This window comes from Klebsiella pneumoniae complex sp. WS1778, assembly GCF_049472055.1.
GTDB classification, from domain to species: Bacteria; Pseudomonadota; Gammaproteobacteria; order Enterobacterales; family Enterobacteriaceae; genus Klebsiella; species Klebsiella quasipneumoniae.
Genome location: NZ_JBKGTJ010000002.1, coordinates 849,267 through 869,792 on the forward strand (window position 1 = coordinate 849,267; position 20,526 = coordinate 869,792).

The following is a 20,526-nucleotide window of genomic DNA, read 5'->3' on the forward strand; positions in this document are numbered from 1 at the left end:
CTCGCGTCCTGCGTCGCTCAGTATGTCTTATCATGACGGAACCACCGGGTTTCCACGTTGCCAATGTCCACGCCATAGAGGCTCGCCACCGGCAGGATCGCCTCCATGACGCGTTGGGTATCTTGCTGTCCGGCTTCACCGTTGGACAAAAAAGCCAGCCAGCCCGTTAACCGTTGCCACAATGCCACTTTCGTTTTCTCCTCTGTCGGGAAGCGTATCGCCTGGGTCTATTTCAACCACAGTTGGCCGGGCGCGGGAAATATTAATTCCGAATTTGCAATCCTGGCTGGCGCATATTACGCCCGGTCCTTTTCCCCTCACCCTAACCCTCTCCCTGAGGGAGAGGGAACCGTTCGGCGGTCGTTGTCGCACCGGGAAAACGCCAGCGGCGCATAAAGAATACCCACAGGTTTGTTAAGTTCTTTTTGGTTATAGATAAGAATTTTTTCTTCTTTGCCGCCGATGGGCAATTTATGGGAGCGTGATGTCCACAAAACAAAACAGGGATTCAGGGGAAAAACTATGCGCAACAAAACCACAAAAATCGCACTGGCGCTGGGTATGCTGCTGCTCGCCTCGCAGGCGCAGGCCGACCAGCTGGCTGACATCAAAGCCGCTGGCGTCGTGAAAGTCGCCACCTTTGACGCCAACCCGCCGTTCGGCTCCGTAGACGCCAAAACCCACCATATCGTCGGCTACGACGTCGACTTTGCCCAGGCGCTGGCGAAAGCGCTCGGCGTCAAACTCGAGCTGGTGGCCACTAACCCGGCCAACCGTATTCCGCTGCTGCAGTCCGGCAAAGCCGACCTGATCGTCGCCGACATTACCATCACCCCGGAGCGGGCCCAGGTTATTGATTTCTCAACGCCGTATTTCGTCACCGGCCAGCAGTTCCTCGTGCCGGCCGGGTCTCCGGATAAGCTTGATGAGTACAGCAAAGCGCGCATCGGCGCGGTGAAAGGCACCACCGGCGAACAGGCGCTGCACCAGCGTTTCCCGCAGGCTCGCGTCCTCTCCTATGACGATATTCCGCTGGCCCTGACCGCCCTGCGCAACGGCAACGTCCAGGCCATCACCCAGGACAGCACCATCCTTGCCGGTCTGCTGGCGGAAGCGCCGGATAAAGCCAAGTTTAAAATTCTGCCCGACCTGCTCAGCAAAGAAGAGATTGGCGTGGGGGTGAAGAAAGGCGAACCGGCCCTGCTGAAGGCCGTCAACGATGAGCTGGTGAAGCTGGAGAAAACCGGCGAAGCCGCGAAAATTTACGATGTCTGGTTTGGCCCTGCCACTAAAACGCCGCAGCCGCGCGCCTTTACCATAGAAGCGAAATAATATGTTCTCGGGTTTATTCTCCCACTCCGCGGCCCCGGCCGCGGATTTTTCACGTCTGCAGCGCGCCAGCATAACGTTTCGTGAGGTGGCCAAGCGCTACGGCGATCATCAGGTGCTTAACGCCATCAACCTGCAAGTCGAGCCCGGCGAAGTGGTGGCGATCCTCGGTCCTTCCGGATCGGGAAAATCGACGCTGATCCGCTTGATCAACCAGCTCGAATCCTTAAGCGGCGGCGAGATCCTGATCGACGGTAAACCCACCAGCCGGCTGAGCGGCAGCGCCTTGCGCCAGCTGCGCAGCCGCGTCGGCTTTGTCTTCCAGCAGTTCAACCTTTACGCCCACCTGACGGCGCAGGAGAACATCACGCTGGCGCTGGAGCGCGTCCACGGCTGGGGAAAAAGCGCGGCTCAGGAGCGGGCGCTGGCGCTGCTGCGCCAGGTCGGGCTGGAGGAGAAAGCGCAGCAGATGCCGGCGCAGCTCTCCGGCGGCCAGCAGCAGCGGGTGGCCATCGCCCGCGCTCTGGCCTCCTCGCCGCAGATTATCCTGTTCGACGAGCCCACCTCGGCCCTCGACCCGGAGATGATCGGCGAAGTGCTGCAGGTGATGAAAAACCTCGCCCACAGTGGGATCACCATGCTGGTGGTGACCCACGAGATGCAGTTTGCCCGCGAAATTGCCGACAGGGTGGTGTTTATCGACGGCGGCGACATTCTCGAGGTCGCCCCGCCGGCTGAGTTTTTCGCCCATCCGCAGCATGCCCGCGCGCGGCGTTTTCTGCAGAAGGTGCTGGATCCGCTGCACCAGGAGAGCCTCGAGTGACGCCGATGCTTGACTGGCACGGCGTCCTGAGCGGACAGCCGTTGCAATGGATTATCTCTGGTTTTCTCACCACCGTCTGGGTCAGCGTCGCCGGGATCCTGCTCGCCACTGCGCTGGCGGTCCTGCTGCTGGCCCTGCGTCTCGGCGGCGGCCGCGTGGGGCGCGGGCTGGTCGCCGCGTGGGTCTCGCTGTTTCGCAATACTCCGCTGCTGGTCCAGCTGCTGTTCTGGTACTTTGCCGCCTGGAACCTGCTGCCGCTGGCGGTGAAGGACGTGGTAAACGACGAGCACACCTGGTCCATTCTGCCGGGCAATGTCTGGTGGCTGACGCCGGAGTTCCTCTGCTCGATGTGGGGGCTGGGGGTCTTTACCTCCGCCTTTCTGGTGGAAGAGATCGCCTCCGGACTGCGCGCCGTCAGCCACGGGCAGCGGGAAGCCGCGCTGTCGCAGGGCTTTACCCCGTGGCAGGAGCTGCGCTTTATCCTCCTGCCGCAGGGACTGGCCAACGCCTGGCAGCCGATTGTCGGCCAGTATCTCAACCTGATGAAACTCTCATCGCTGGCCAGCGGCATCGGCTTTGCGGAACTGACTTATCAGGTGCGGCAGATTGAGAGCTATAACGCGCACGCCCTGGAGGCGTTTGCCGTTGGCACCGCGCTGTATCTGGCGCTGGGGGTGGCGATGGGCGTGGCGCTAACGCGTCTCGGCCCGGGAAGAAAACTGCAACGGAGCGCCCAACATGAACGCTAATCTGGCGGTGATCGCCGATAACCTTGATTACCTGCTGTGGGGCCGGCTGGTGGAGGGCCAGCCCGGCGGCGTGGCCCTGACCCTGCTGATGGCCATCGGCGCCACCCTGCTGGCGCTGCCGGGAGGCATTGCGCTGGCGGGGCTGGCCTGGCGCTACGGCGGGCTGACGCGACGTCTGCTGTTCCTGTGGGCGGAAATTATCCGCGGCATCCCGCTGATATTTGTCATCTTCTGGCTGTGGTATCTGCTGCCGATGCTGACCGGCGGCGATCTGCCCGGCGCGGTGACCGTGACCCTGGCGCTGGCGTGGTTTACCACCGCCTCGGTGATGCATTCGGTGCTGGCCGGGCTGCAGTCGCTGCCGAAAGGACAGTATGAGGCGGCGCTGACCCAGGGGTTCGCCCCCGGGCAAACGCTGCGCCTGGTGCTGCTCCCGCAGGCGCTGCGCAACGTTCAGCCGTCGCTGGTGGGGATCTTTATCGGCCTGCTGAAGGACACTTCGCTGGCGTTTATCGTCAACGTCCCGGAGCTGACTACCGTGGCCGGCCAGGTCAACAACCGGGTGCAAATCTATCCCCTGGCGATCTTCGTCTTCACCGGCGCGGTGTACTACCTGCTGTGCTGCGGTCTGAGCCTGCTGGCCAGCCGGCGCTTTACCCGCCGCGCGACCGCCGGATAAGGCTCACTCCGCGGGACGGGGCTTCAGCGGACAGGTATCGCTGATCTTAATAAATTTGTCGTTATAGACCAGATAGTGGTTCCCCGGCTGGCGCAATGCCGGCTGGCGAACCACGTCCCCGGGACGCAGATACCACGCGTCGCCCTCCTCTTCGGTCGAATCGCACCCGGGTTTAATCAGCAGCTTAAACCAGGTATTGCCGGTGTTGCTCACCGTCCCGGCCGCCTTATCGAAAGACCATTTAAACTGTACCTGCCGCGGGCGCACCACCAGAATGGTATCCATCACCACCACTGGCTCCATGCTGACTTCGCCGCCGGTCGGGCTGCGCCTCGTCAGGTTACGGGTGGGAATTTCACGAAACGAGACCCGATAGTAGCGCTCGCGGTTATCCCGCGGCCCATGATAATAAAATTTGAAATATTCGCTCTCCCCGGCCTGCAGCGCCAGCTGGCGGGGGGCGAACAGCAGTTCGCCATCCACCGGCCGGGAGCGCACTTCGCTGCCGCCAGGGCGGTCGATGGCGCTGACGGTGATCCGGTACAGCCGCGCGCTTTTATTGTTATTGACCACCCGTTTGCTGGCGAAATCCGCTTCAGCCGGCAGGGAAAAGGTCAGATTGCCGACCGAGATCGCCTGCGCCAGCGGCGCCGCCAGCAGGCAGCTCAGCGTCAGCAGGGCCTTAGTTAATGTTGCGCCACGTCGCCTGGACATGAATCTCTCCTGAAGCGCTGACTTCGCCAAACCAGCCGTTATCGTCTACCGTCCGCAGCGAAATGGCGTTATCCATCGGAATCGAAAATTTCACCGTGGTCTTATCCATCTGCCCCACTTCGCCGGAGATATCGGTCCACGGCGTGGTCAGCCACAGCGCATCGGTCATATCCCGCCAGCTGTCATCGCACCCGGCGTCGTAGGTCTGCGTCGCGCCGCTGCGGGTGATAAAAGAGAGCGTCGCCGGGAACGGCACTTTCGCCGTACCGTCATCGGAGCTGAAGAGACAGTAGGAGCGCCCACCAATCACCTGCGCCGGTCCGGTCACTTTGATCAGCACTTCGTCGGCGGCCGTTTTACCGCTGGTGGTGACGATGTAGCCGAAATCGAGCGCCGGTTCACCACTGCCGACATACCCCTCCCGCGACGGCGCCGAGGTATATTCATCAGAGATAATGCTGATGCTGAAATCACGGGGCTTGATAATCAGCGTATTGGAGGTGGAAAACTCATACCAGCCTGACTCCGGCGAGGTGGTGTTCTGGAAGCGAAAGTTGAACAGATCCTTGGTATTGATATCGCTGATCCCGAGATTCACCATCTGCTTAAAGAAGTTGCTGGAGAAGAACACATAGATCGCATCTGAGCTCTTCATCTCATTGAAGGTGTAGTAATAGGCGGTATTGCTCACCGGCTTCCATGAGCTGCCGTTGAGGCTGAACTGCATATCATACGCCCCGACGGCCGAGGCCAGCGACGAGTTGGCGATCGCCGGGAAAATATGGATCGACGTATTGCTTAACCCATTGGTCTGCAAGGTATAATTGACCATCTTACAGCTTAATCCTGAACGGCTGCCAATGGTCTGTGTCCGGCAGTCGGCGTTCCCTTCCCCAAGGGTTGGCACGCCATCGCTGTTGATAAACACCTCCGCCAGCGAGTGGGTGTTTATCAACCGCAGGTTCGCGGCTTTGGTGTGGGTGACGTTGCGCACATACCAGTTGCCGGAGGCCTGATCCTTACAGCGCGCGCCGCTGCTGGCGTCGTAGTTCACCGAGGTCTGGCAGGCATTGATGGTCATCGTGAAGCTGCCGCCGACCGGCATCTGTTGCAGATACTGATAAAACGCGTCCGACATCATACCGTGCATCCACTTCGCGCCGCCGCTGGTCACCGTCGCGCCATAGAACCCGCTGGCGTCAGTGGTCTGCGGCAGGATCAGGCTGGTGGCCATATCGCACCCGGCGTACCAGTTGATGCAGCGCAGGCCGGTTAAGGGGTGCGAAACCGGCGAGTTTTCCAGCCACATATCAAACTTCCAGTTGGCATTAAGCCCGGTGTTGTAGCCGTTATCGATATAGCCGAGACTCTGCTGATAGATGGTCCCGGAGCCGGTGTATTTTAAGCCGGTCCAGCGGTTGGCGCCGGTCATGCGCGGATCCAGCGCCCCGCCGGGAGTGACGAAAAAGTTGTCGTCGGAGTTGTTTTCCACAAACACAAACTCGCGCGCCGGCGCATCCGACCAGGTGGTCTTGGTTACCGCCGCCCTGAGCGCAGCCGCCGGCCAGAGCAGCGCGAGGATCGCCAGGGCGATTAATGGGTTAACTTTCATTCTCTTCTCCTGTCTGCTGCACCGCCGCCCACGACGAGAGGCCGCTGCAAACCACATCCCCCACCCACACGGCGCCGCGCGCCTGGCTGAGCTCCAGTGCCACTTCGCAGGTTTTATTGCCGCCGTAGCTGAAATCGATCGTGGGGTATTTCTTATCCACATCCATAACAAACTCGCCGTTTTCATCGGTGCGGGTACGGCCGATATGGTTGTTAATCCGCGCATTCGCCAGCAGCGTGCCGTCTTCCGCCCGAATACGACCGGAGACGGTGACCATCTGCTTCACCTCTGGCTCAATCACCGCCACGTTGCCGGGATAGAGGGTCAGATGACTCTTGCGCCCGCTGACGATGTCGTAACTGTCGAGCGAGTTTTTGCTGTTCTGCAGCTCCACCTCATAGCGGCCATAAGGGGAGAGCGGCAGATAGTTACGCTTACCGCTGAGCGGGAAGATCCGCCCGTTGACCCTGGCGCTGATTTGACCATCGTCCTCCAGCCCGGTGTTGAAGATCACCCCGGCGTTGCCGTCGGTTCGTCCGCTGGCGGCGATATTTTTGCCCTGCCAGCCGACGCTGCCGCTGGCGGTGAGGTTGGTGTTGACGTAGCCGTCCGCTGCGCTGTTGACGTTCAGCGTGCCGCTGGCGTAGCGGGCGTCGAACTGGGCATACGCCCCGCCGCTGAGGGTTTTGTCATCCCCGGTATCGCCGGAGATGGCGCGCGACAGATTGGCGCCGATGGTGCGAATGGTGCCTTCATCAAACTGTTTACGCGCTGAGAGGTTAGCCATGGTGTAGCCGTTCTGATGGGTCATCCCGGCGCTGAACCAGTTGCCCAGCGGCAGCGACAGATCGAGGGCGATATATTTCCCGGTGTTGGCGCTGCTGTCGCCATTGTTATAGCGCTGGATCCCCGCCCGCAGGCCGAGCGAGCCAAAGGCGCCGCTGTAGACCGTCTGATAGTAATCCGCGGTGTAGTAATGGCTGTTGTAGCGGCGATCATCGTTGTAGCTCACGCTGAACGTCCCCAGCTTCGACCACAGCGCGTTCAGGTTGAGGGTGCCGCCGATCGCCCGGTTATCGGCATCGCTGCGCCGCAATTGATCGCCAATGCGGGTTCTCTCCTGGTTGACCCACACTGAACTAAAGCCCCCCGGCAACGTGGCGCTGATGCTGCCGACGCTGCTCCACGAGGTGTCGCTGGCCAGCATGTTTTGCAGGTTAACGTTGATCTTCTCGCCCAGCGGCAGCGTCAGGCGAGTTTCTCCCACCGCCTGGTTGTCGTAGCCATAGCCCGTTGCCGCCCAGCTCAGGGTGCTGAGCGACCCGGAGGCCGAGAGGCCCGCCAGCCAGCTCTCTTTCGCCGGCCGGGTCTTTTTTCCGCTCTCCGACCAGCGATCCATATGAAAACTACCGCCCCATACCTGCCACGCCAGCGGCGCGCCGGCGCCGCGTCCCCGGCTGAACAGCTTATTGACCCGCTGGGTGCGTTTGCTGACCACCCGCCCGTTGACGATCACCTCTACTTCCACGTCGTAAATACCGTACGGCAGGCCGCGGGTATCCACTTCATGGTTGCCCATGGCGAAGTTCTGGACGCTCAGCAACCGGCCGTCGCGGGTGAGATGCACCTCGCCCGCCGCCGGTAAAAAGGCAATCACCGGCGTGGCGGACTGGCTGTTGTCGAAGACGGTGGAGCTGGCCTGGTTCCCCCAGGAAAGGCCGTAAATCTTGCCCGCCGAAATAGCGGTCATCGGTCCCAGAGACTGCAGGTTCCAGGTGTCAAGCATCCCGCCGGCAAAGCGGTGGCCGGCGAAATCGCGTTCATACATGGCTTTATATAATTCACTGTCCTGCTGACCACTGCCGATGCCGTACAGCGAGCCGTCGAGCACCACGTGATGCTCACGCAGCGCCGTGACGTTGTTCAGCGACAGGTAGCTGGAGGTGTTGCTTCCGCCGTTGCGCATCTGGTTGTTATAGACGCCGAGGTTATAGCTCAGGTTGCTGCTCAGGGCGTTGACGCTCGACTGGCCGATGTCTTCGCTGCGCGAGCGCAGCACGGTGCCCAGCGCCTCGCGCTTGACCACCAGCTGCAGCAGCAGCTGGCGCAGGCTGAGATCCAGCTGCGCGCTGTCGGTCAGAGTAATGGTGAGCGCCTCGCTGAACGGGGCGTTGGCGAGGCCGATCAGCTGCTGTCGGGTCTGTTCGCTGACGCTGGCGTTACCCTCATTGTCCTCCAGCCGGATCTGCCGAACGCGCAGCTGGCCGCCGTCCAGCCAGATAAAGGCGCTGCCGATCCGCTGATCGTCCCGGGTGTCCTGGCTGCCGGCAAGATGAATATAAAGAGGAACGCTCATGCCGTCCTGCAGCGCCTGGCTGAAGGCCTGCGGAATAATCACCCCGCCAATCTGCTGCGCGCCTGGGGCCGCCGCACTGGCGTCGGGCTGAACGAACAAAAAAAACATGCCGAAGGCAAGCCGCGTTTTCAGTCCTGGGGAAATCCGTTGTAGAGGCATCGTCGTTATCCATCTGCACAGCTGTCTATTTCACGGGAACAAACTGCTCACCCTGCCAAAGTGCAACCCGTCCTTTTTTATCCGCCGTGTCCACGCGCGTAAAACGGCGTGATTTACCCGGCATCAGGTAGTAGTTCTCTTTGCACTCCTTACCGTCGGCGGCCTTCAGGCAGGGGCCGTAGGCGAGGATCCGCAGCGTCGCATTCCCGGTGTTGGTCAGGGAGCCGTTGGCGTACTGAAAGCGGTAGTTCACCTGCCGGGGCGCCACCACCAGGATGGTGCCGATGCGAGCGGAAGCGGTGGCCACCGCGCTGCGGGTGGCGTTATCGCGCTGGGCATCGCTGAGCGCCTGGTCGAACCAGACAATGCGGTAGTAGCGCTCTTTGTTATCCGCCGGGCCTTTGTAGAAGAAGCGGATCACATCGCTGGCCTGGGCGGGTAGCAGCAGGCTGGCGGGAGTGAGCAGCACCTCATCCGGTTTATCCATCGGGATAACCTGTCCGTCGTCCAGCGGGGAAGAGAGCCGTTCGAGATGGATATTGATCAGGCGGCCGCTGTCGGTGCTGTTCTTGATCGTTTTGCTCAGCGTGCTGCTGCCGCTGTTCATAAACGATGAGATATCGCCGACATCCAGCGCCTGCGCCGGCGATACTCCGGCAAGCAGCAGCCCGAGGGCCAGAAGGTGCTTTTTCATAACAATTCCGTCCGTGAAAAAAGCAGGGGGAGCCCCCCCTGCTGGCGCATCACAAGGATCAGCTGGTCCAGGTGGCGTCGAACTGTACGCTGACGTCGCCGCTCCAGATCCCTTCCGGCAGGGTGCTGTAATCGGTCACGGCGGTGGTGCCGTCGGTGGTGCCGCTGATGATCGAGAAGGTGAAACCATCCTGCGCGGTGGTACGGCCGCTGGCGTTGTAGCCGTTAGCCAGCGCGCTGAGGTTGCCGCCCAGAATGTTGTTGGCGGTATCGATCATCACGGTATCACCGGTTTTTTCCACCGCTGCGCCGTTATAATCCACGCCCACGCTCAGCGTGGAGCCGGAGGTATCCAGCTGGGTTAAGGTGTTGGTGATAAGACGCGAGGTCAGCTTAAAGGCGGTCGCCGTTGCGTCACCCTCAATCGCCACGTCAAACAGACCTTTCTGTGAGTTAAAACCTTTCACGCCTTCGGCATACTGGAACGCCAGGCTGCCGAGCGGGGTGACCACCAGCTTGCTGGTGGTGTCTTTTTTGGCGGTCGCAGACCAGGTCGCTACAGCCTGAGCCGTTACGTCAGCAGCCTGCGCCACGCCCATACCGGTAAACGCCGTTACCAGAGCTATTGCCAGAACCTTTTTTTTCATCGCTTTTTCTTCCTGAGTTGAATTAAGGACATGATGTCCCGGTGAACCATTCAAAAATTAACTTGCCTGGGTGTTACTGAACTAATTTGTATATTTTGGAATACAGCTTGGCCTCGGCATTGCGCCGATGGGTATATACTGTCTTCACGCTACAATTTTCAATTCTGGCGATCGATTTCGGCTGCATGCCCTGGGCGGTCATGCGGATAATTTTCATTTCCCGGTCTGTAATTTTATCTTTCTTAATATCTTTACGGAGAAACCTGCCATTAATCACATAGGCCAGCTCTTTTCGAATATCGCGACTCAGGCCAACATATACCACGCCGCGAATATCGCTATTGTAATACCAGTAATTCGCTAAGGCTTCTGACTTCCTGGCCGCAATTAATACGACCTGTTTCCCCTTTACCGCGGATAGCCATTCGCTGTCGCGCCTGATAAACTCGTTTAACGAAGCCGTATTGAGATTGATAAACACGAAATCTTTTCTGATTTTCTCTAGCGACAGATAAATTAATTCGTCGATATCTACAATCAGTTCGGACAATCCTTTATAGAAGTAGGAGTCATCGGCAGACCAAATATACTTATCGGAACAGCTTTTATATTCCATATAGTTTTTAACCTCATAGTCCTTGAAGTAATCATTTTTAAAACGTCACTGCTTGCCAGGCCTATAAAGTTTACTGGCGTATTCGATTCCTTTAGTAAATCGCCATTAAATAAGACACGCATTACTTATCAATATTGAATAAGCGGGGTTAAACTATAATTATTTTCTGCTTGGCGTTGAATTTAAGTTTTTTCCTATGGAGTGTCAACATGCGGGAAGGCAATGAATTTCGCGCCCAGGTCAATATTTACAAAAACTGAAAATATCTCATTTTTGAGCGCAAGAAAAAGGTATTTATTTTCATAAGGTTATTAGCAATATAACCCTCAATTCTTAGCTGAATTTTATATTACCCAGGATCTTCACCCTATTATGTTAGGAATATTCTTAATGAAGAGTTGAATGCAGTTGTCAAATAAACCAAATTTATTCAAAAATAAAGAATATAAGTCTAAAAATCAGCAATAACCAGGATGATTCACCAATACATAAGACTCATAAATAGATTAACCTGCCGCACAAAATAGTTATATATATGTTAATTTTGCGGAATGATGAATGCTAAACAAAGGCAGAAGCATTATCTATTCGATTAAACAGACCTCATTAGCAAGATAAAACGAGTTTTGCCGATGGGTTCCAGCCGCACGGGGACGCCAGCCTCCGCGTTCCCGAAAGCATAGCCGCTTTTCGGCGCTTCGCCAGCGTACCGCGCACGGTGAACCGCTCACCGCCGCCCTTTCCCGCCTGTTCACGGTTTGTTCGCAATACCGTCATCGAAATTTCACATAAAGACCTATTAATAGTGGCCAGTTAATGACGAACCTGGACACTCTTATGAACAGCTCTCTTGCCGCGGTGGCCGAAACTGATTTCCTGCCGTTCACCGAACTCAATGCCGGCCGGCAGCGGAAGGTCTTAAGCGTGCGTAATCTGAGTAAAGCTTATCAAGCCCAGCACAAGGTGCTGGACGGCATCAGCTTTGATCTGCACGCTGGCGAAATGGTTGGCATCATAGGCCGCTCCGGCGCCGGTAAATCGACGCTCCTGCATGTCCTCAACGGCACCCACAGCGCCAGCGGCGGCGAAATTCTTAGCTACCCGGAAGTCGGTACCCCGCACGATGTCTCCCGGCTGAAAGGGCGCGCGCTCAATGCCTGGCGCAGCCACTGCGGAATGATTTTTCAGGACTTCTGCCTGGTGCCCCGTCTCGATGTGCTCACCAACGTCCTGCTGGGCCGCCTCAGCCAGACTTCAACCCTGAAATCGCTGTTTAAAATCTTTCCTGAAGCCGACCGGGCGCGCGCCATTGCGCTGCTTGAGTGGATGAACATGCTGCCGCACGCGCTGCAGCGGGCGGAGAACCTCTCCGGCGGGCAGATGCAGCGGGTGGCGATCTGCCGGGCGCTGATGCAGAACCCCGGGATCCTGCTGGCCGACGAGCCTGTCGCCTCGCTGGATCCGAAAAACACCCAGCGCATCATGGATGTGTTGCGCGAAATTAGCGAGCAGGGCATCAGCGTGATGGTAAACCTGCATTCGGTAGAGCTGGTGAAGACCTACTGCACCCGGGTTATCGGCGTCGCCAGCGGTCAGCTTATTTTTGACGATCACCCCTCCCGGCTGACGCAGGATGTGCTGCAGCGGCTGTACGGCGATGAAGTTAGCCAATTGCATTAATTTCACTCACACGGGCAACATAATGAAAAAATCTATGACTGGCGCAGTTCGTTTATCCGCAATGGTCGCGGGCATGATGATGGCATGGCAGGCAGCGGCGGCGCAGCCGAAAGAGCTGAATCTGGGCATTCTCGGCGGACAGAACGCCACCCAGCAAATCGGCGATAACCAGTGCGTGAAGGCCTTCCTCGATAAAGAGCTGAACGTGGACACCAAACTGCGCAACTCTTCCGACTATTCCGGGGTGATCCAGGGTCTGCTGGGAGGGAAAGTCGACGTGGTGCTGAGCATGTCTCCCTCCTCTTACGCCTCGGTTTATCTTAATAACCCCAAAGCGGTGGATATCGTCGGTATCGCCGTGGACGACAAAGATCAGTCTCGCGGCTACCACTCGGTGGTGATTGTCAAAGCTGACTCCCCGTATAAAACGCTGGACGATTTAAAAGGCAAAGCCTTCGGCTTCGCCGACCCGGACTCCACTTCCGGGTATCTGATCCCTAACCATGCGTTTAAAGAAAAATTTGGCGGTAACGCCGACAACAAATACAACAACACCTTCTCCAGCGTCACCTTCTCCGGTGGCCACGAGCAGGACATCCTCGGCGTGCTGAATGGCCAGTTCGCGGGCGCGGTCACCTGGGCCTCGATGGTGGGCGATTACAACACCGGCTACACCACCGGCGCGTTCAACCGCCTGATTCGCATGGATCATCCGGATCTGATGAAGCAGATCCGCATTATCTGGCAATCGCCGCTGATCCCGAACGGCCCGATCCTGGTGAGCAATGCGCTGCCAGCGGACTTTAAAGCGAAGGTCGTGGCGGCGGTGAAAAAACTGGATACTGAGGATCACGCCTGCTTTATCAAAGCGATGGGCGGTACTCAGCACATCGGCCCGGGCAGCGTGGCTGACTTCCAGCAGATTATTGATATGAAACGCGAGCTGGTGAGCGCGCGTTAATCCTGCCTCAACGCCGCCTGCTTGCCCCAGGGTAAGCGGCGGCGCTACGTTGAAGATCCCCGACGCATGAAGACGACCCACACCGAATTTGAACGCTATTACCAGCAGGTACGCTCGCGGCAAAAGCGCGATGCCGTCTGCTGGTCGCTGCTGCTGCTGGCGCTCTATTTTGCCGCCGGCAGCGCCGCGGAATTTAATCTGCTGACTATCTGGCACTCGCTGCCCCATTTCTTTGACTATATGGCAGAGACCATTCCGCCCCTGAGCGCCGGCAACCTGTTCGCCGACGTGCAGACCAAAGGCTCGCTGGCCTGGTGGGGCTATCGCCTGCCGATCCAGCTGCCGCTGATCTGGGAAACTCTGCAGCTGGCGCTGGCCTCAACCCTGGTGGCCGTCGCCATTGCCACGGTTTTCGCGTTTCTTGCCGCCAATAACGCCTGGTCCCCGGCGCCGGTGCGCTTTGCCATTCGCGTGCTGGTGGCGTTTTTGCGCACCATGCCCGAGCTGGCGTGGGCGGTGATCTTTGTGATGGCGTTCGGCATCGGCGCGATTCCGGGCTTTCTGGCGCTGATGCTGCATACCGTCGGCAGCCTGACCAAACTGTTCTACGAGGCGGTGGAAAGCGCGCAAAACAAACCGGTACGCGGCCTGGCTGCCTGCGGCGCATCCCCGCTGCAGAAAATTCGCTTCGCCCTGTGGCCTCAGGTGAAACCGCTGTTTCTCTCCTATGGCTTTATGCGGCTTGAAATCAACTTCCGCTCGTCGACCATTCTCGGGCTGGTGGGCGCGGGCGGCATCGGCCAGGAGCTGATGACCAACATCAAGCTCGACCGCTACGATCAGGTGAGTATCACCCTGCTGCTGATCATTCTGGTGGTGTCGGCGCTGGACATGCTGTCCGGTCGTCTGCGTCTGTGGGTACTGGAGGGTAAGAAATGAGCGTCTGGCACATGCAACCGGATATCGCCGCCAGCCGGCGGCAGCATAAGCAGCTCTATCAGGTCCAGGGGCGCTACCTGCGCTACGTCGGACTGGTGGCGCTGGCCTGCCTGCTCTATTACGTCTGGTTTTTTCTGCAGTTCGGCATCAGCGGCGAACAGCTGACCACCGGCCTGCAGCAGATTGGCCGCTATCTGGCGCGGATGTTCGTCTGGCACGACTTCTGGAACTGGCCGTTCGGCTATTACTTCACGCAAATCGGCATCACCCTGGCTATCGTCTTCGCCGGGACGCTCACCGCCACGGTGCTGGCGCTGCTGCTCTCCTTCTTCGCCGCCCGCAACATCATGCGCGGCGTGGTGCTGGGGACCCTCGCCCTGCTGATGCGCCGCCTGTTTGATGTGCTGCGCGGGATCGACATGGCTATCTGGGGGCTGATATTCGTGCGCGCGGTAGGCCTCGGGCCGCTGGCCGGGGTGCTGGCGATCATCATGCAGGACACCGGCCTGCTGGGACGGCTGTACGCGGAAGGACACGAAGCGGTGGACCGCTCCCCCGGGCGCGGACTGACCGCCGTGGGCGCGAACGGCCTGCAAAAGCATCGCTTTGGCATTTTTACCCAGTCGTTCCCGACCTTCCTCGCATTGAGCCTGTATCAGATTGAATCCAACACCCGCTCCGCGGCGGTGCTGGGCTTCGTCGGCGCCGGCGGTATTGGGCTTATCTATGCCGAGAATATGCGCCTGTGGAACTGGGATGTGGTGATGTTTATCACCCTGCTGCTGGTGGCGGTGGTGATGATCATGGACACCCTCTCCGCCTGGCTGCGCCGTCGCTATATCGGCGGCGCCGTGGTGCCGCTGTATCAGGACGAACGCTAGCGCACCTTTGTGCCGGGTGGCGGCTACGCCTTACCCGGCCTGCGGGGTCCTCTCACTGGCTGACACATCGTACGCCCGGCAAGCGCAGCGCCACCGGGCGATGACAGCGGGTACGGAGCTGCTTTTATGCCGGGTGGCGGCTGCGCCTTACCCGGCCTACGGCCCGAGCAACCAGTCATTAATTTACCCACTTGCGCGACTGAAACTGCCGGTGCTGGCCGGAGCCCGGGGGTACAGGGGGCGGCGGCGACTGGCCGCCCCCTGTGCGCTCCCGGCGCCGTAAGTGACATAACGCAGAAGAACTAACCGGGAGCGCAATCTGCCCGGCATTAAAATAGAAGTTGTAGCCCTGCTAAACGCAGCGCGAGCAGGGACATTTCCGGTTGCGCCGATATTTCGCCGGGTGGCGGCTGCGCCTTACCCGGCCTACAGGGCCCTCTCACAGGCTCACACCCCGTAGGCCCGCGCAAGCGCAGCGCCGCCGGGCAATGACCGCCGGCACGGAGCCGCCTGTATGCCGAATGGCGGCACACGCCTTATCCGGTCTGGAACGACTGAACCCGAAGAAACATTTATCCGCTCCGCTATTCCAGCCGCCAGCTCAGCACCGGCCAGCCGTATCCGGCACCGGCCGCCTGCAGCTGCGGACAGGGATTGACCAGCCGCACGCGATCCGCATGCAGGCACAGCGGCAGATCGTTAATGGAATCGGTATAGAACGTCACCTCGCCGTCATACTGCGGATGCGCCTCGCGCCACTGCGCCAGACGCGCCACCTTCCCCTGCTGATAGCTGGGGATCCCGGCAATGACCCCGCTGTAGCCGCCGTCGACCATCGCCACGTCAATGCCCAGCGCCTGATCGATCTCCAGCGCGGCGGCCACCGCCTGCACCAGCAGGCTAACCGAGGCGGAGATAATCAGCATCTGCTCCCCCTCGGCCCGCAGACGACGAATGAGCTCCCACGCCTGCGGATAGACCCGGGGCAGGATCGCCTCGCGGACGCAGCGGGCCACCAGCGCATCAACGTCCGATTTCGGTATTCCGGCCAGCGGCGCCTGGATCAGGGCCACATAATCGGCGATATTCATCTCTCCCCGGTCATAATCCGCCATTAGCCGCGCCTCGCGGGCAAGATACCCCTTCTGCGTCGCCAGCCCTTCGCGAACCATAAACTGGCTCCAGACCGTACTGCTATCGCCCTGTATCAGGGTGTTATCGAGATCAAAAATCGTCAGCGTGTTGCCCATGGTACTTTCCCTTACTGGTCAAAATAAGCTGCCGGGAGCATGCGTAAAAAAGATGACAGGAAAATGAACCGGACGCCGCAGCGCCCGGCTCGTCGTCAGCCGGCGCGGACCTTGCCGGTGCGGAACACCAATACGATCCCGCCGACGATCGCCACCATACCGACCATCGCCGCCGCCGGCAGCCGGTTGCCCAGCAGCAGATAATCCAGCAGCGCCGTGATCGCCGGCACCAGATAAAAGAGGCTGGTGACATTGACGATATTTCCCGCGCTCAGCAGACGATACAGCAGCAGCTGGGCGACCACCGAAATCAGCAGCCCGAGAAACAACACCGGAATAATCAACCCGACGTTAACGGTAAACCGGAAGCCGCTGACCGGGGCGATCAACAGGCACAGCCCCAGACTCACGGCGTACTGCAGCGGCAGGACATCCGCCGGCGACTGACGGCTGCGCTTTTGCCACAGCGCGCCAAAAGTCATCAGCAGCAAAGCCGCCAGCGCAAACAGGATCCCCGCCATCGCCATTGGCGACGCCGCCAGGCTGCGCCATACCAGCAGCACCAGCCCCGCCAGGGCAAGCAGCAGCCCCAGCAGCCGCCGCCCCTGCAGGCGACGCTCCACCACGCAAAGCGTAAGGATGGGCTGGATCCCCATGATGGTGGCGATAAGTCCCGGCGTCACACCGTTAGCCATCGCCTCGAAGTAACAGACCGAATAGCCGCCAATCAGCATCAGGCCGGTGGCCGCGGTCTGCAAGCGGGTGCCCGGCGCGGGCAGCCAGCGCCGACGGACGATGGCCAGCGGCGCCAGCGCGACCAGGGCAATCAGAAAACGAAAGACCAGCAGCGCCATCGGCGAGGCGTTGTCCAGTCCCCAGCGGGTGAAAATGGCCGCACTGCCCCACAGCAGCACAAAAATGGCCGTTGTCGCCTGCGAGGCGAGCAGAGAATAGCGAACGTGCATAGCATGCTCCAGAACGTCAAACACAAGGTATCAAGCGTCATACCGGCAGGTAAGCGCCTGCTAAAGACGGCGCTAAGCGCCGAAAACAACCCGGTCTGGAGGGGGAGGCGGTGGGCAGAGCGTGGCGAAGCGATGATGAGGCGCAGACGTCATCCACCCCGCGTCGAAAGCGGCGCCGGGCAAAGTCTCACCAGAGATGGCGTAATGCGTCATGGAATGCCTCGTGAAATGTTTAATCAGAATCCTGGCACAGGCCGTTCGGAAGTGACAACTGCCTTTTATGGGTGATCTCTCGGCTGGTTGTTTATTTTTAATCGTAAATAAACGTAAAGGCGGCCTCGGCTTATTCAGCCGTTCTTTTTAATCGGCTATAAAACAAAGCAGTCTGCTTGCTACTTCGAAAATAACGATATGAAGCCAAAACTGACGCATGCTCTCTTTTTAATTCCTTTTTTGTTGTTGGCAGGATGCTCCTCCTCACCGAAACAGGCAAAGAACACAAAATCTCATGCGGATATGACCATTGACGGCGGATCGGACGATCTGATCCCGGTGGTGGCGGCCCTGCATGATCAGATGCACACCTGGCAGGGAACCCCCTATGAATGGGGCGGTACTGAACAAAGCGGCGTCGACTGCTCGGGTTTCGTCTGGCGCACGTTGAAGGATCGCTTTAACCTGCCGATGGAGCGGATCACCACCCGCGAGCTGCTGCACATGGGCGTGCGGGTCAATAAGCGCGATTTACGTCCCGGCGATCTGGTCTTCTTCCGCACTCGGGCCGGAATGCACGTCGGCTTTTACGATACCGATCATAATTTCCTTCACGCCTCGAGCAGCCAGGGCGTGATGCGCTCTTCGCTGGACAACCCTTACTGGGAATCCGCGTTCTATCAGGCGCGCCGTCTGCCGAAGGAGTATAACGCGCAGATCACCATGAACAGCGACACCCTACATCTGGCAAAGAATCGCCGCTAAAAAAAAGCCGCAGCCAGGGCTGCGGCAGGTGGTTCTGAAGTTGATCAGAACTGGTAGGTCATACCCAGCGCGACGATGTCGTCATCGTTGATGCCGAGTTTGTTATCGCTTTTCAGCTGGTTGATTTTGTAATCCACGAAGGCGTTCATGTTTTTGTTGAAGTAGTAGGTCAGGCCCACGTCAATGTAGTTAACCAGATCTTCGCTCCCCACCCCTTCGATATCCTTCCCTTTCGACAGCACATAGCCGAGGGACGGACGCAGACCGAAGTCGAACTGATACTGGGCCACCGCTTCAAAGTTCTGCGCTTTGTTGGCAAAACCGCCGCTGATCGGGGTCATTTTGCGGGTTTCAGAGTACATGGTCGCCAGGTAGATATTGTTGGCGTCATATTTCAGGCCGGTCGCCCAGGCTTCCGCTTTCGAACCCTGGCCGCGGGCCAGCAAGTTCTGATCGTTGGTACGGTCGGAGCTAGTGTAGGCTGCGCTGACGGCGAAGTCGCTGCCGCCGAAATCATAGCTTAACGAGGTGCCGACGCCGTCGCCGTTCTGTTTCTTCGCTTCACGGCCTTCGTTTTTACCCTGGTACTGCAGGGTCAGATCCAGGCCATCCACCAGACCGAAGAAGTCGGTGTTGCGGTAGGTCGCCAGGCCGCTGGCGCGCTTGGTCATAAAGTTATCGGTCTGAGCGGATGAGTCGCCGCCGAATTCCGGGAACATATCGGTCCAGGCTTCCACGTCGTACAGGGCGCCAAGGTTACGGCCGTAGTCGAAAGAACCGTAGTTCTTCAGCTTCACCCCAGCGAACGCCAGACGAGTCTTCTGGCTGGAGTCGCTCTCGGTTTTGTTACCCGAGAATTCAGATTCCCAACGGCCATAGCCGGTCAGGTCTTCGTTAATCTGCGTTTCGCCTTTAATACCGAAACGCACGTAGGTCTGATCGCCATCTTTGCTGTCATAATCGCTGAAGTAGTGCATGGCTTTGATCTTACCGTACACATCCAGCTTGTTAGCGTTCTTGTTATAAACTTCCGCTGCCTGCGTCGCCGTTGAAGCCACAAAGCCCATCATCATTAATGCCAGAGTACTCTTTTTCATTATTCAGTCCTGGTGATTTATTTATACGCGCTATTCAATTGCGGGCTCTCGCCCATCAAAAACAGGAGTTTTTTAACGCCGGCATATTAAATATTTATGACAATGTGGAACTTTTTATAAAAAAGAGTATTTAAATGTATCTGACATATTTTTGTCACATACCCTCTCCAGAATGCCCGATCCCGCGCAATAAAATGGCGCGCCCGCCGCCCCGGGTGTTGGCAAGCGGGCCGACTCCTGCTACAACATCAGCTCGATATCGATATTCCTTTTGAACGGCAGAGAATCATGAGTGAAAGCCAGACGCTGGTGGTAAAACTGGGCACCAGTGTTTTAACAGGCGGGTCCCGTCGCCTGAACCGCGCCCATATCGTCGAGCTCGTGCGCCAGTGCGCACAGCTACACGCCATGGGACACCGTATTGTCATCGTGACCTCCGGGGCCATTGCCGCCGGGCGCGAGCACCTTGGTTACCCGGAACTGCCCGCCACCATCGCCTCCAAGCAGCTGCTGGCGGCGGTGGGACAAAGCCGTCTTATCCAGCTGTGGGAACAGCTGTTTTCTATCTATGGCATTCACGTTGGCCAGATGCTGCTGACCCGCGCCGACATGGAAGACAGAGAACGGTTCCTCAACGCCCGCGACACCCTGCGCGCCCTGCTGGATAACAGCATCGTCCCGGTCATTAACGAAAACGACGCCGTCGCCACCGCGGAAATCAAAGTGGGCGATAACGACAATCTCTCCGCACTGGCCGCGATCCTCGCCGGGGCAGATAAGCTGCTGCTCTTAACCGACCAGCCAGGCCTGTTCACCGCCGACCCGCGTAGCAACCCGCAGGCGGAGCTGATTAAAGACGTCTACGGCATCGACGACGCGCTGCGCGCCATCGCCGGCGACAGCGTCTCCGGACTCGGCACCGGCGGCATGGGCACCAAGCTGCAGGCCGCGGACGTCGCCTGCCGCGCGGGGATTGATACCATTATCGCCGCCGGCAACCGCCCGGACGTCATCGGCCATGCGATGGAAGGCCTGCCAGTAGGCACCTGCTTCCACGCTCAGGAGTCTCCGCTGGAGAACCGTAAGCGCTGGATCTTCGGCGCCCCGCCGGCCGGTGAACTGACCGTCGATGCGGGCGCGACTCAGGCGATCCTCGAAAGAGGCAGCTCGCTGTTGCCAAAAGGCATCAAAATCGTCAGCGGCAACTTCTCCCGCGGCGAAGTGATCCGCATCCGCAATAGCGAAGGACGCGATATCGCTCACGGCGTCAGCCGCTACAACAGCGATGCGCTGCGCCTTATCGCCGGCCAGCACTCGCAGCAAATCGATGCCATTCTGGGCTACGAATACGGCCCGGTGGCCGTCCACCGCGATGATATGATCATCCGTTAAGGAGCT

General features: G+C 58.9%; 20 protein-coding genes. 10 read left to right on the top strand and 10 right to left on the bottom strand.

Annotation, left to right across the window (positions count from 1 at the left end):
- Nucleotides 1-17 precede the first annotated feature (17 nt).
- Nucleotides 18-188, bottom strand: a complete 171-nt coding sequence (locus tag ACLEXF_RS14010; protein ID WP_002890108.1) for a hypothetical protein — start codon at nucleotides 186-188, stop codon at nucleotides 18-20.
- A 334-nt stretch (nucleotides 189-522) separates the two neighbouring features.
- On the opposite strand from ACLEXF_RS14010, the gene ACLEXF_RS14015 reads away from it, so the two are divergent.
- From ACLEXF_RS14015 to ACLEXF_RS14030, 4 genes are read left to right on the top strand one after another with little or no spacing between them, the layout of a single operon-like run.
- Nucleotides 523-1,332, top strand: a complete 810-nt coding sequence (locus ACLEXF_RS14015; RefSeq protein ID WP_002890106.1) for an ABC transporter substrate-binding protein — start codon at nucleotides 523-525, stop codon at nucleotides 1,330-1,332.
- Nucleotide 1,333: 1 nt separating this feature from the next.
- On the top strand, nucleotides 1,334-2,152 hold the full coding sequence (locus ACLEXF_RS14020; RefSeq protein ID WP_004204909.1) for an amino acid ABC transporter ATP-binding protein: 819 nt from the start codon (nucleotides 1,334-1,336) through the stop codon (nucleotides 2,150-2,152).
- Nucleotides 2,149-2,901, top strand: a complete 753-nt coding sequence (locus ACLEXF_RS14025; protein WP_049004152.1) for an amino acid ABC transporter permease — start codon at nucleotides 2,149-2,151, stop codon at nucleotides 2,899-2,901. Before ACLEXF_RS14020 ends, ACLEXF_RS14025 begins: the two co-directional genes overlap by 4 nt.
- On the top strand, nucleotides 2,891-3,580 hold the full coding sequence (locus ACLEXF_RS14030; protein ID WP_423265781.1) for an amino acid ABC transporter permease: 690 nt from the start codon (nucleotides 2,891-2,893) through the stop codon (nucleotides 3,578-3,580). The genes ACLEXF_RS14025 and ACLEXF_RS14030 overlap by 11 nt, the downstream gene beginning before the upstream one ends.
- A 3-nt stretch (nucleotides 3,581-3,583) precedes the next feature.
- Here the strand turns inward: ACLEXF_RS14030 and ACLEXF_RS14035 are convergent, their stop codons facing one another.
- From ACLEXF_RS14035 to ecpR, 6 genes are all read right to left on the bottom strand, one after another.
- On the bottom strand, nucleotides 3,584-4,294 hold the full coding sequence (locus ACLEXF_RS14035; protein ID WP_017900978.1) for a fimbria/pilus periplasmic chaperone: 711 nt from the start codon (nucleotides 4,292-4,294) through the stop codon (nucleotides 3,584-3,586).
- The gene (ecpD, locus tag ACLEXF_RS14040; RefSeq protein ID WP_004204915.1) at nucleotides 4,263-5,906 is read right to left on the bottom strand and encodes a fimbrial adhesin EcpD; all 1,644 of its coding nucleotides are present in this window, start codon (nucleotides 5,904-5,906) and stop codon (nucleotides 4,263-4,265) included. The genes ACLEXF_RS14035 and ecpD overlap by 32 nt, the downstream gene beginning before the upstream one ends.
- Complete coding sequence (locus ACLEXF_RS14045) at nucleotides 5,896-8,421, bottom strand: CS1-pili formation C-terminal domain-containing protein (RefSeq protein WP_423265782.1); 2,526 nt, start codon at nucleotides 8,419-8,421, stop codon at nucleotides 5,896-5,898. Before ACLEXF_RS14045 ends, ecpD begins: the two co-directional genes overlap by 11 nt.
- A gap of 25 nt (nucleotides 8,422-8,446) precedes the next feature.
- Complete coding sequence (locus ACLEXF_RS14050; protein WP_017900976.1) at nucleotides 8,447-9,115, bottom strand: hypothetical protein; 669 nt, start codon at nucleotides 9,113-9,115, stop codon at nucleotides 8,447-8,449.
- A 58-nt stretch (nucleotides 9,116-9,173) separates the two neighbouring features.
- Nucleotides 9,174-9,761: a common pilus major fimbrillin subunit EcpA gene (gene ecpA / locus ACLEXF_RS14055; RefSeq protein WP_023288545.1), complete on the bottom strand. Its 588-nt coding sequence runs from the start codon at nucleotides 9,759-9,761 to the stop codon at nucleotides 9,174-9,176.
- A 73-nt stretch (nucleotides 9,762-9,834) separates the two neighbouring features.
- Nucleotides 9,835-10,377, bottom strand: a complete 543-nt coding sequence (gene ecpR / locus ACLEXF_RS14060) for an ECP biosynthesis operon DNA-binding transcriptional regulator EcpR (protein ID WP_004144585.1) — start codon at nucleotides 10,375-10,377, stop codon at nucleotides 9,835-9,837.
- Between the two features lie 837 nt (nucleotides 10,378-11,214).
- On the opposite strand from ecpR, the gene phnC reads away from it, so the two are divergent.
- From phnC to phnE (ACLEXF_RS14080), 4 genes are all read left to right on the top strand, one after another.
- Nucleotides 11,215-12,057 (top strand): phosphonate ABC transporter ATP-binding protein, encoded by an 843-nt coding sequence (gene phnC, locus ACLEXF_RS14065; RefSeq protein ID WP_094311712.1) that lies wholly within the window; start codon nucleotides 11,215-11,217, stop codon nucleotides 12,055-12,057.
- Nucleotides 12,058-12,079: 22 nt separating this feature from the next.
- Nucleotides 12,080-13,018, top strand: a complete 939-nt coding sequence (gene phnD / locus ACLEXF_RS14070) for a phosphonate ABC transporter substrate-binding protein (RefSeq protein ID WP_032426081.1) — start codon at nucleotides 12,080-12,082, stop codon at nucleotides 13,016-13,018.
- A 66-nt stretch (nucleotides 13,019-13,084) separates the two neighbouring features.
- Nucleotides 13,085-13,957 carry a phosphonate ABC transporter, permease protein PhnE gene (phnE, locus tag ACLEXF_RS14075; RefSeq protein WP_002890001.1) on the top strand — a complete coding sequence of 291 codons (873 nt, stop codon included), beginning with the start codon at nucleotides 13,085-13,087 and terminating at the stop codon, nucleotides 13,955-13,957.
- On the top strand, nucleotides 13,954-14,838 hold the full coding sequence (gene phnE, locus ACLEXF_RS14080; protein ID WP_130946072.1) for a phosphonate ABC transporter, permease protein PhnE: 885 nt from the start codon (nucleotides 13,954-13,956) through the stop codon (nucleotides 14,836-14,838). Before phnE (ACLEXF_RS14075) ends, phnE (ACLEXF_RS14080) begins: the two co-directional genes overlap by 4 nt.
- 584 nt (nucleotides 14,839-15,422) lie before the next feature.
- Here phnE (ACLEXF_RS14080) and ACLEXF_RS14085 read toward each other — a convergent pair.
- On the bottom strand, nucleotides 15,423-16,088 hold the full coding sequence (locus ACLEXF_RS14085) for an HAD family hydrolase (protein WP_023322122.1): 666 nt from the start codon (nucleotides 16,086-16,088) through the stop codon (nucleotides 15,423-15,425).
- Between the two features lie 95 nt (nucleotides 16,089-16,183).
- Nucleotides 16,184-17,053 carry a DMT family transporter gene (locus ACLEXF_RS14090; protein WP_146411222.1) on the bottom strand — a complete coding sequence of 290 codons (870 nt, stop codon included), beginning with the start codon at nucleotides 17,051-17,053 and terminating at the stop codon, nucleotides 16,184-16,186.
- 411 nt (nucleotides 17,054-17,464) lie between these two features.
- Between ACLEXF_RS14090 and ACLEXF_RS14095 the strand changes: the two genes are divergently transcribed.
- The gene (locus ACLEXF_RS14095) at nucleotides 17,465-18,031 is read left to right on the top strand and encodes an NlpC/P60 family protein (protein WP_004222859.1); all 567 of its coding nucleotides are present in this window, start codon (nucleotides 17,465-17,467) and stop codon (nucleotides 18,029-18,031) included.
- 44 nt (nucleotides 18,032-18,075) lie between these two features.
- Here ACLEXF_RS14095 and phoE read toward each other — a convergent pair whose 3' ends face one another.
- The gene (gene phoE, locus ACLEXF_RS14100; RefSeq protein WP_004204700.1) at nucleotides 18,076-19,128 is read right to left on the bottom strand and encodes a phosphoporin PhoE; all 1,053 of its coding nucleotides are present in this window, start codon (nucleotides 19,126-19,128) and stop codon (nucleotides 18,076-18,078) included.
- A gap of 288 nt (nucleotides 19,129-19,416) precedes the next feature.
- On the opposite strand from phoE, the gene proB reads away from it, so the two are divergent.
- Entirely contained in the window at nucleotides 19,417-20,520 is a 1,104-nt protein-coding gene (gene proB / locus ACLEXF_RS14105) for a glutamate 5-kinase (RefSeq protein WP_008805306.1), read from the top strand.
- Nucleotides 20,521-20,526 lie beyond the last annotated feature (6 nt).

What these genes read in the sequence shown, in the direction of transcription:
- phnD (WP_032426081.1), top strand. Translation starts at nt 12,080, where the DNA reads ATGAAAAAATCTATGACTGGCGCAGTTCGTTTATCCGCAATGGTCGCG.
- ACLEXF_RS14050 (WP_017900976.1), bottom strand. Translation starts at nt 9,115, where the DNA reads ATGAAAAAGCACCTTCTGGCCCTCGGGCTGCTGCTTGCCGGAGTATCG.
- ACLEXF_RS14090 (WP_146411222.1), bottom strand. Translation starts at nt 17,053, where the DNA reads ATGCACGTTCGCTATTCTCTGCTCGCCTCGCAGGCGACAACGGCCATT.
- ACLEXF_RS14045 (WP_423265782.1), bottom strand. Translation starts at nt 8,421, where the DNA reads ATGCCTCTACAACGGATTTCCCCAGGACTGAAAACGCGGCTTGCCTTC.
- ACLEXF_RS14035 (WP_017900978.1), bottom strand. Translation starts at nt 4,294, where the DNA reads ATGTCCAGGCGACGTGGCGCAACATTAACTAAGGCCCTGCTGACGCTG.
- phoE (WP_004204700.1), bottom strand. Translation starts at nt 19,128, where the DNA reads ATGAAAAAGAGTACTCTGGCATTAATGATGATGGGCTTTGTGGCTTCA.
- ecpA (WP_023288545.1), bottom strand. Translation starts at nt 9,761, where the DNA reads ATGAAAAAAAAGGTTCTGGCAATAGCTCTGGTAACGGCGTTTACCGGT.
- ecpR (WP_004144585.1), bottom strand. Translation starts at nt 10,377, where the DNA reads ATGGAATATAAAAGCTGTTCCGATAAGTATATTTGGTCTGCCGATGAC.
- ACLEXF_RS14020 (WP_004204909.1), top strand. Translation starts at nt 1,334, where the DNA reads ATGTTCTCGGGTTTATTCTCCCACTCCGCGGCCCCGGCCGCGGATTTT.
- ecpD (WP_004204915.1), bottom strand. Translation starts at nt 5,906, where the DNA reads ATGAAAGTTAACCCATTAATCGCCCTGGCGATCCTCGCGCTGCTCTGG.
- phnE (WP_002890001.1), top strand. Translation starts at nt 13,085, where the DNA reads ATGAAGACGACCCACACCGAATTTGAACGCTATTACCAGCAGGTACGC.
- ACLEXF_RS14030 (WP_423265781.1), top strand. Translation starts at nt 2,891, where the DNA reads ATGAACGCTAATCTGGCGGTGATCGCCGATAACCTTGATTACCTGCTG.
- phnC (WP_094311712.1), top strand. Translation starts at nt 11,215, where the DNA reads ATGAACAGCTCTCTTGCCGCGGTGGCCGAAACTGATTTCCTGCCGTTC.
- ACLEXF_RS14095 (WP_004222859.1), top strand. Translation starts at nt 17,465, where the DNA reads ATGAAGCCAAAACTGACGCATGCTCTCTTTTTAATTCCTTTTTTGTTG.
- phnE (WP_130946072.1), top strand. Translation starts at nt 13,954, where the DNA reads ATGAGCGTCTGGCACATGCAACCGGATATCGCCGCCAGCCGGCGGCAG.
- ACLEXF_RS14015 (WP_002890106.1), top strand. Translation starts at nt 523, where the DNA reads ATGCGCAACAAAACCACAAAAATCGCACTGGCGCTGGGTATGCTGCTG.
- ACLEXF_RS14085 (WP_023322122.1), bottom strand. Translation starts at nt 16,088, where the DNA reads ATGGGCAACACGCTGACGATTTTTGATCTCGATAACACCCTGATACAG.
- proB (WP_008805306.1), top strand. Translation starts at nt 19,417, where the DNA reads ATGAGTGAAAGCCAGACGCTGGTGGTAAAACTGGGCACCAGTGTTTTA.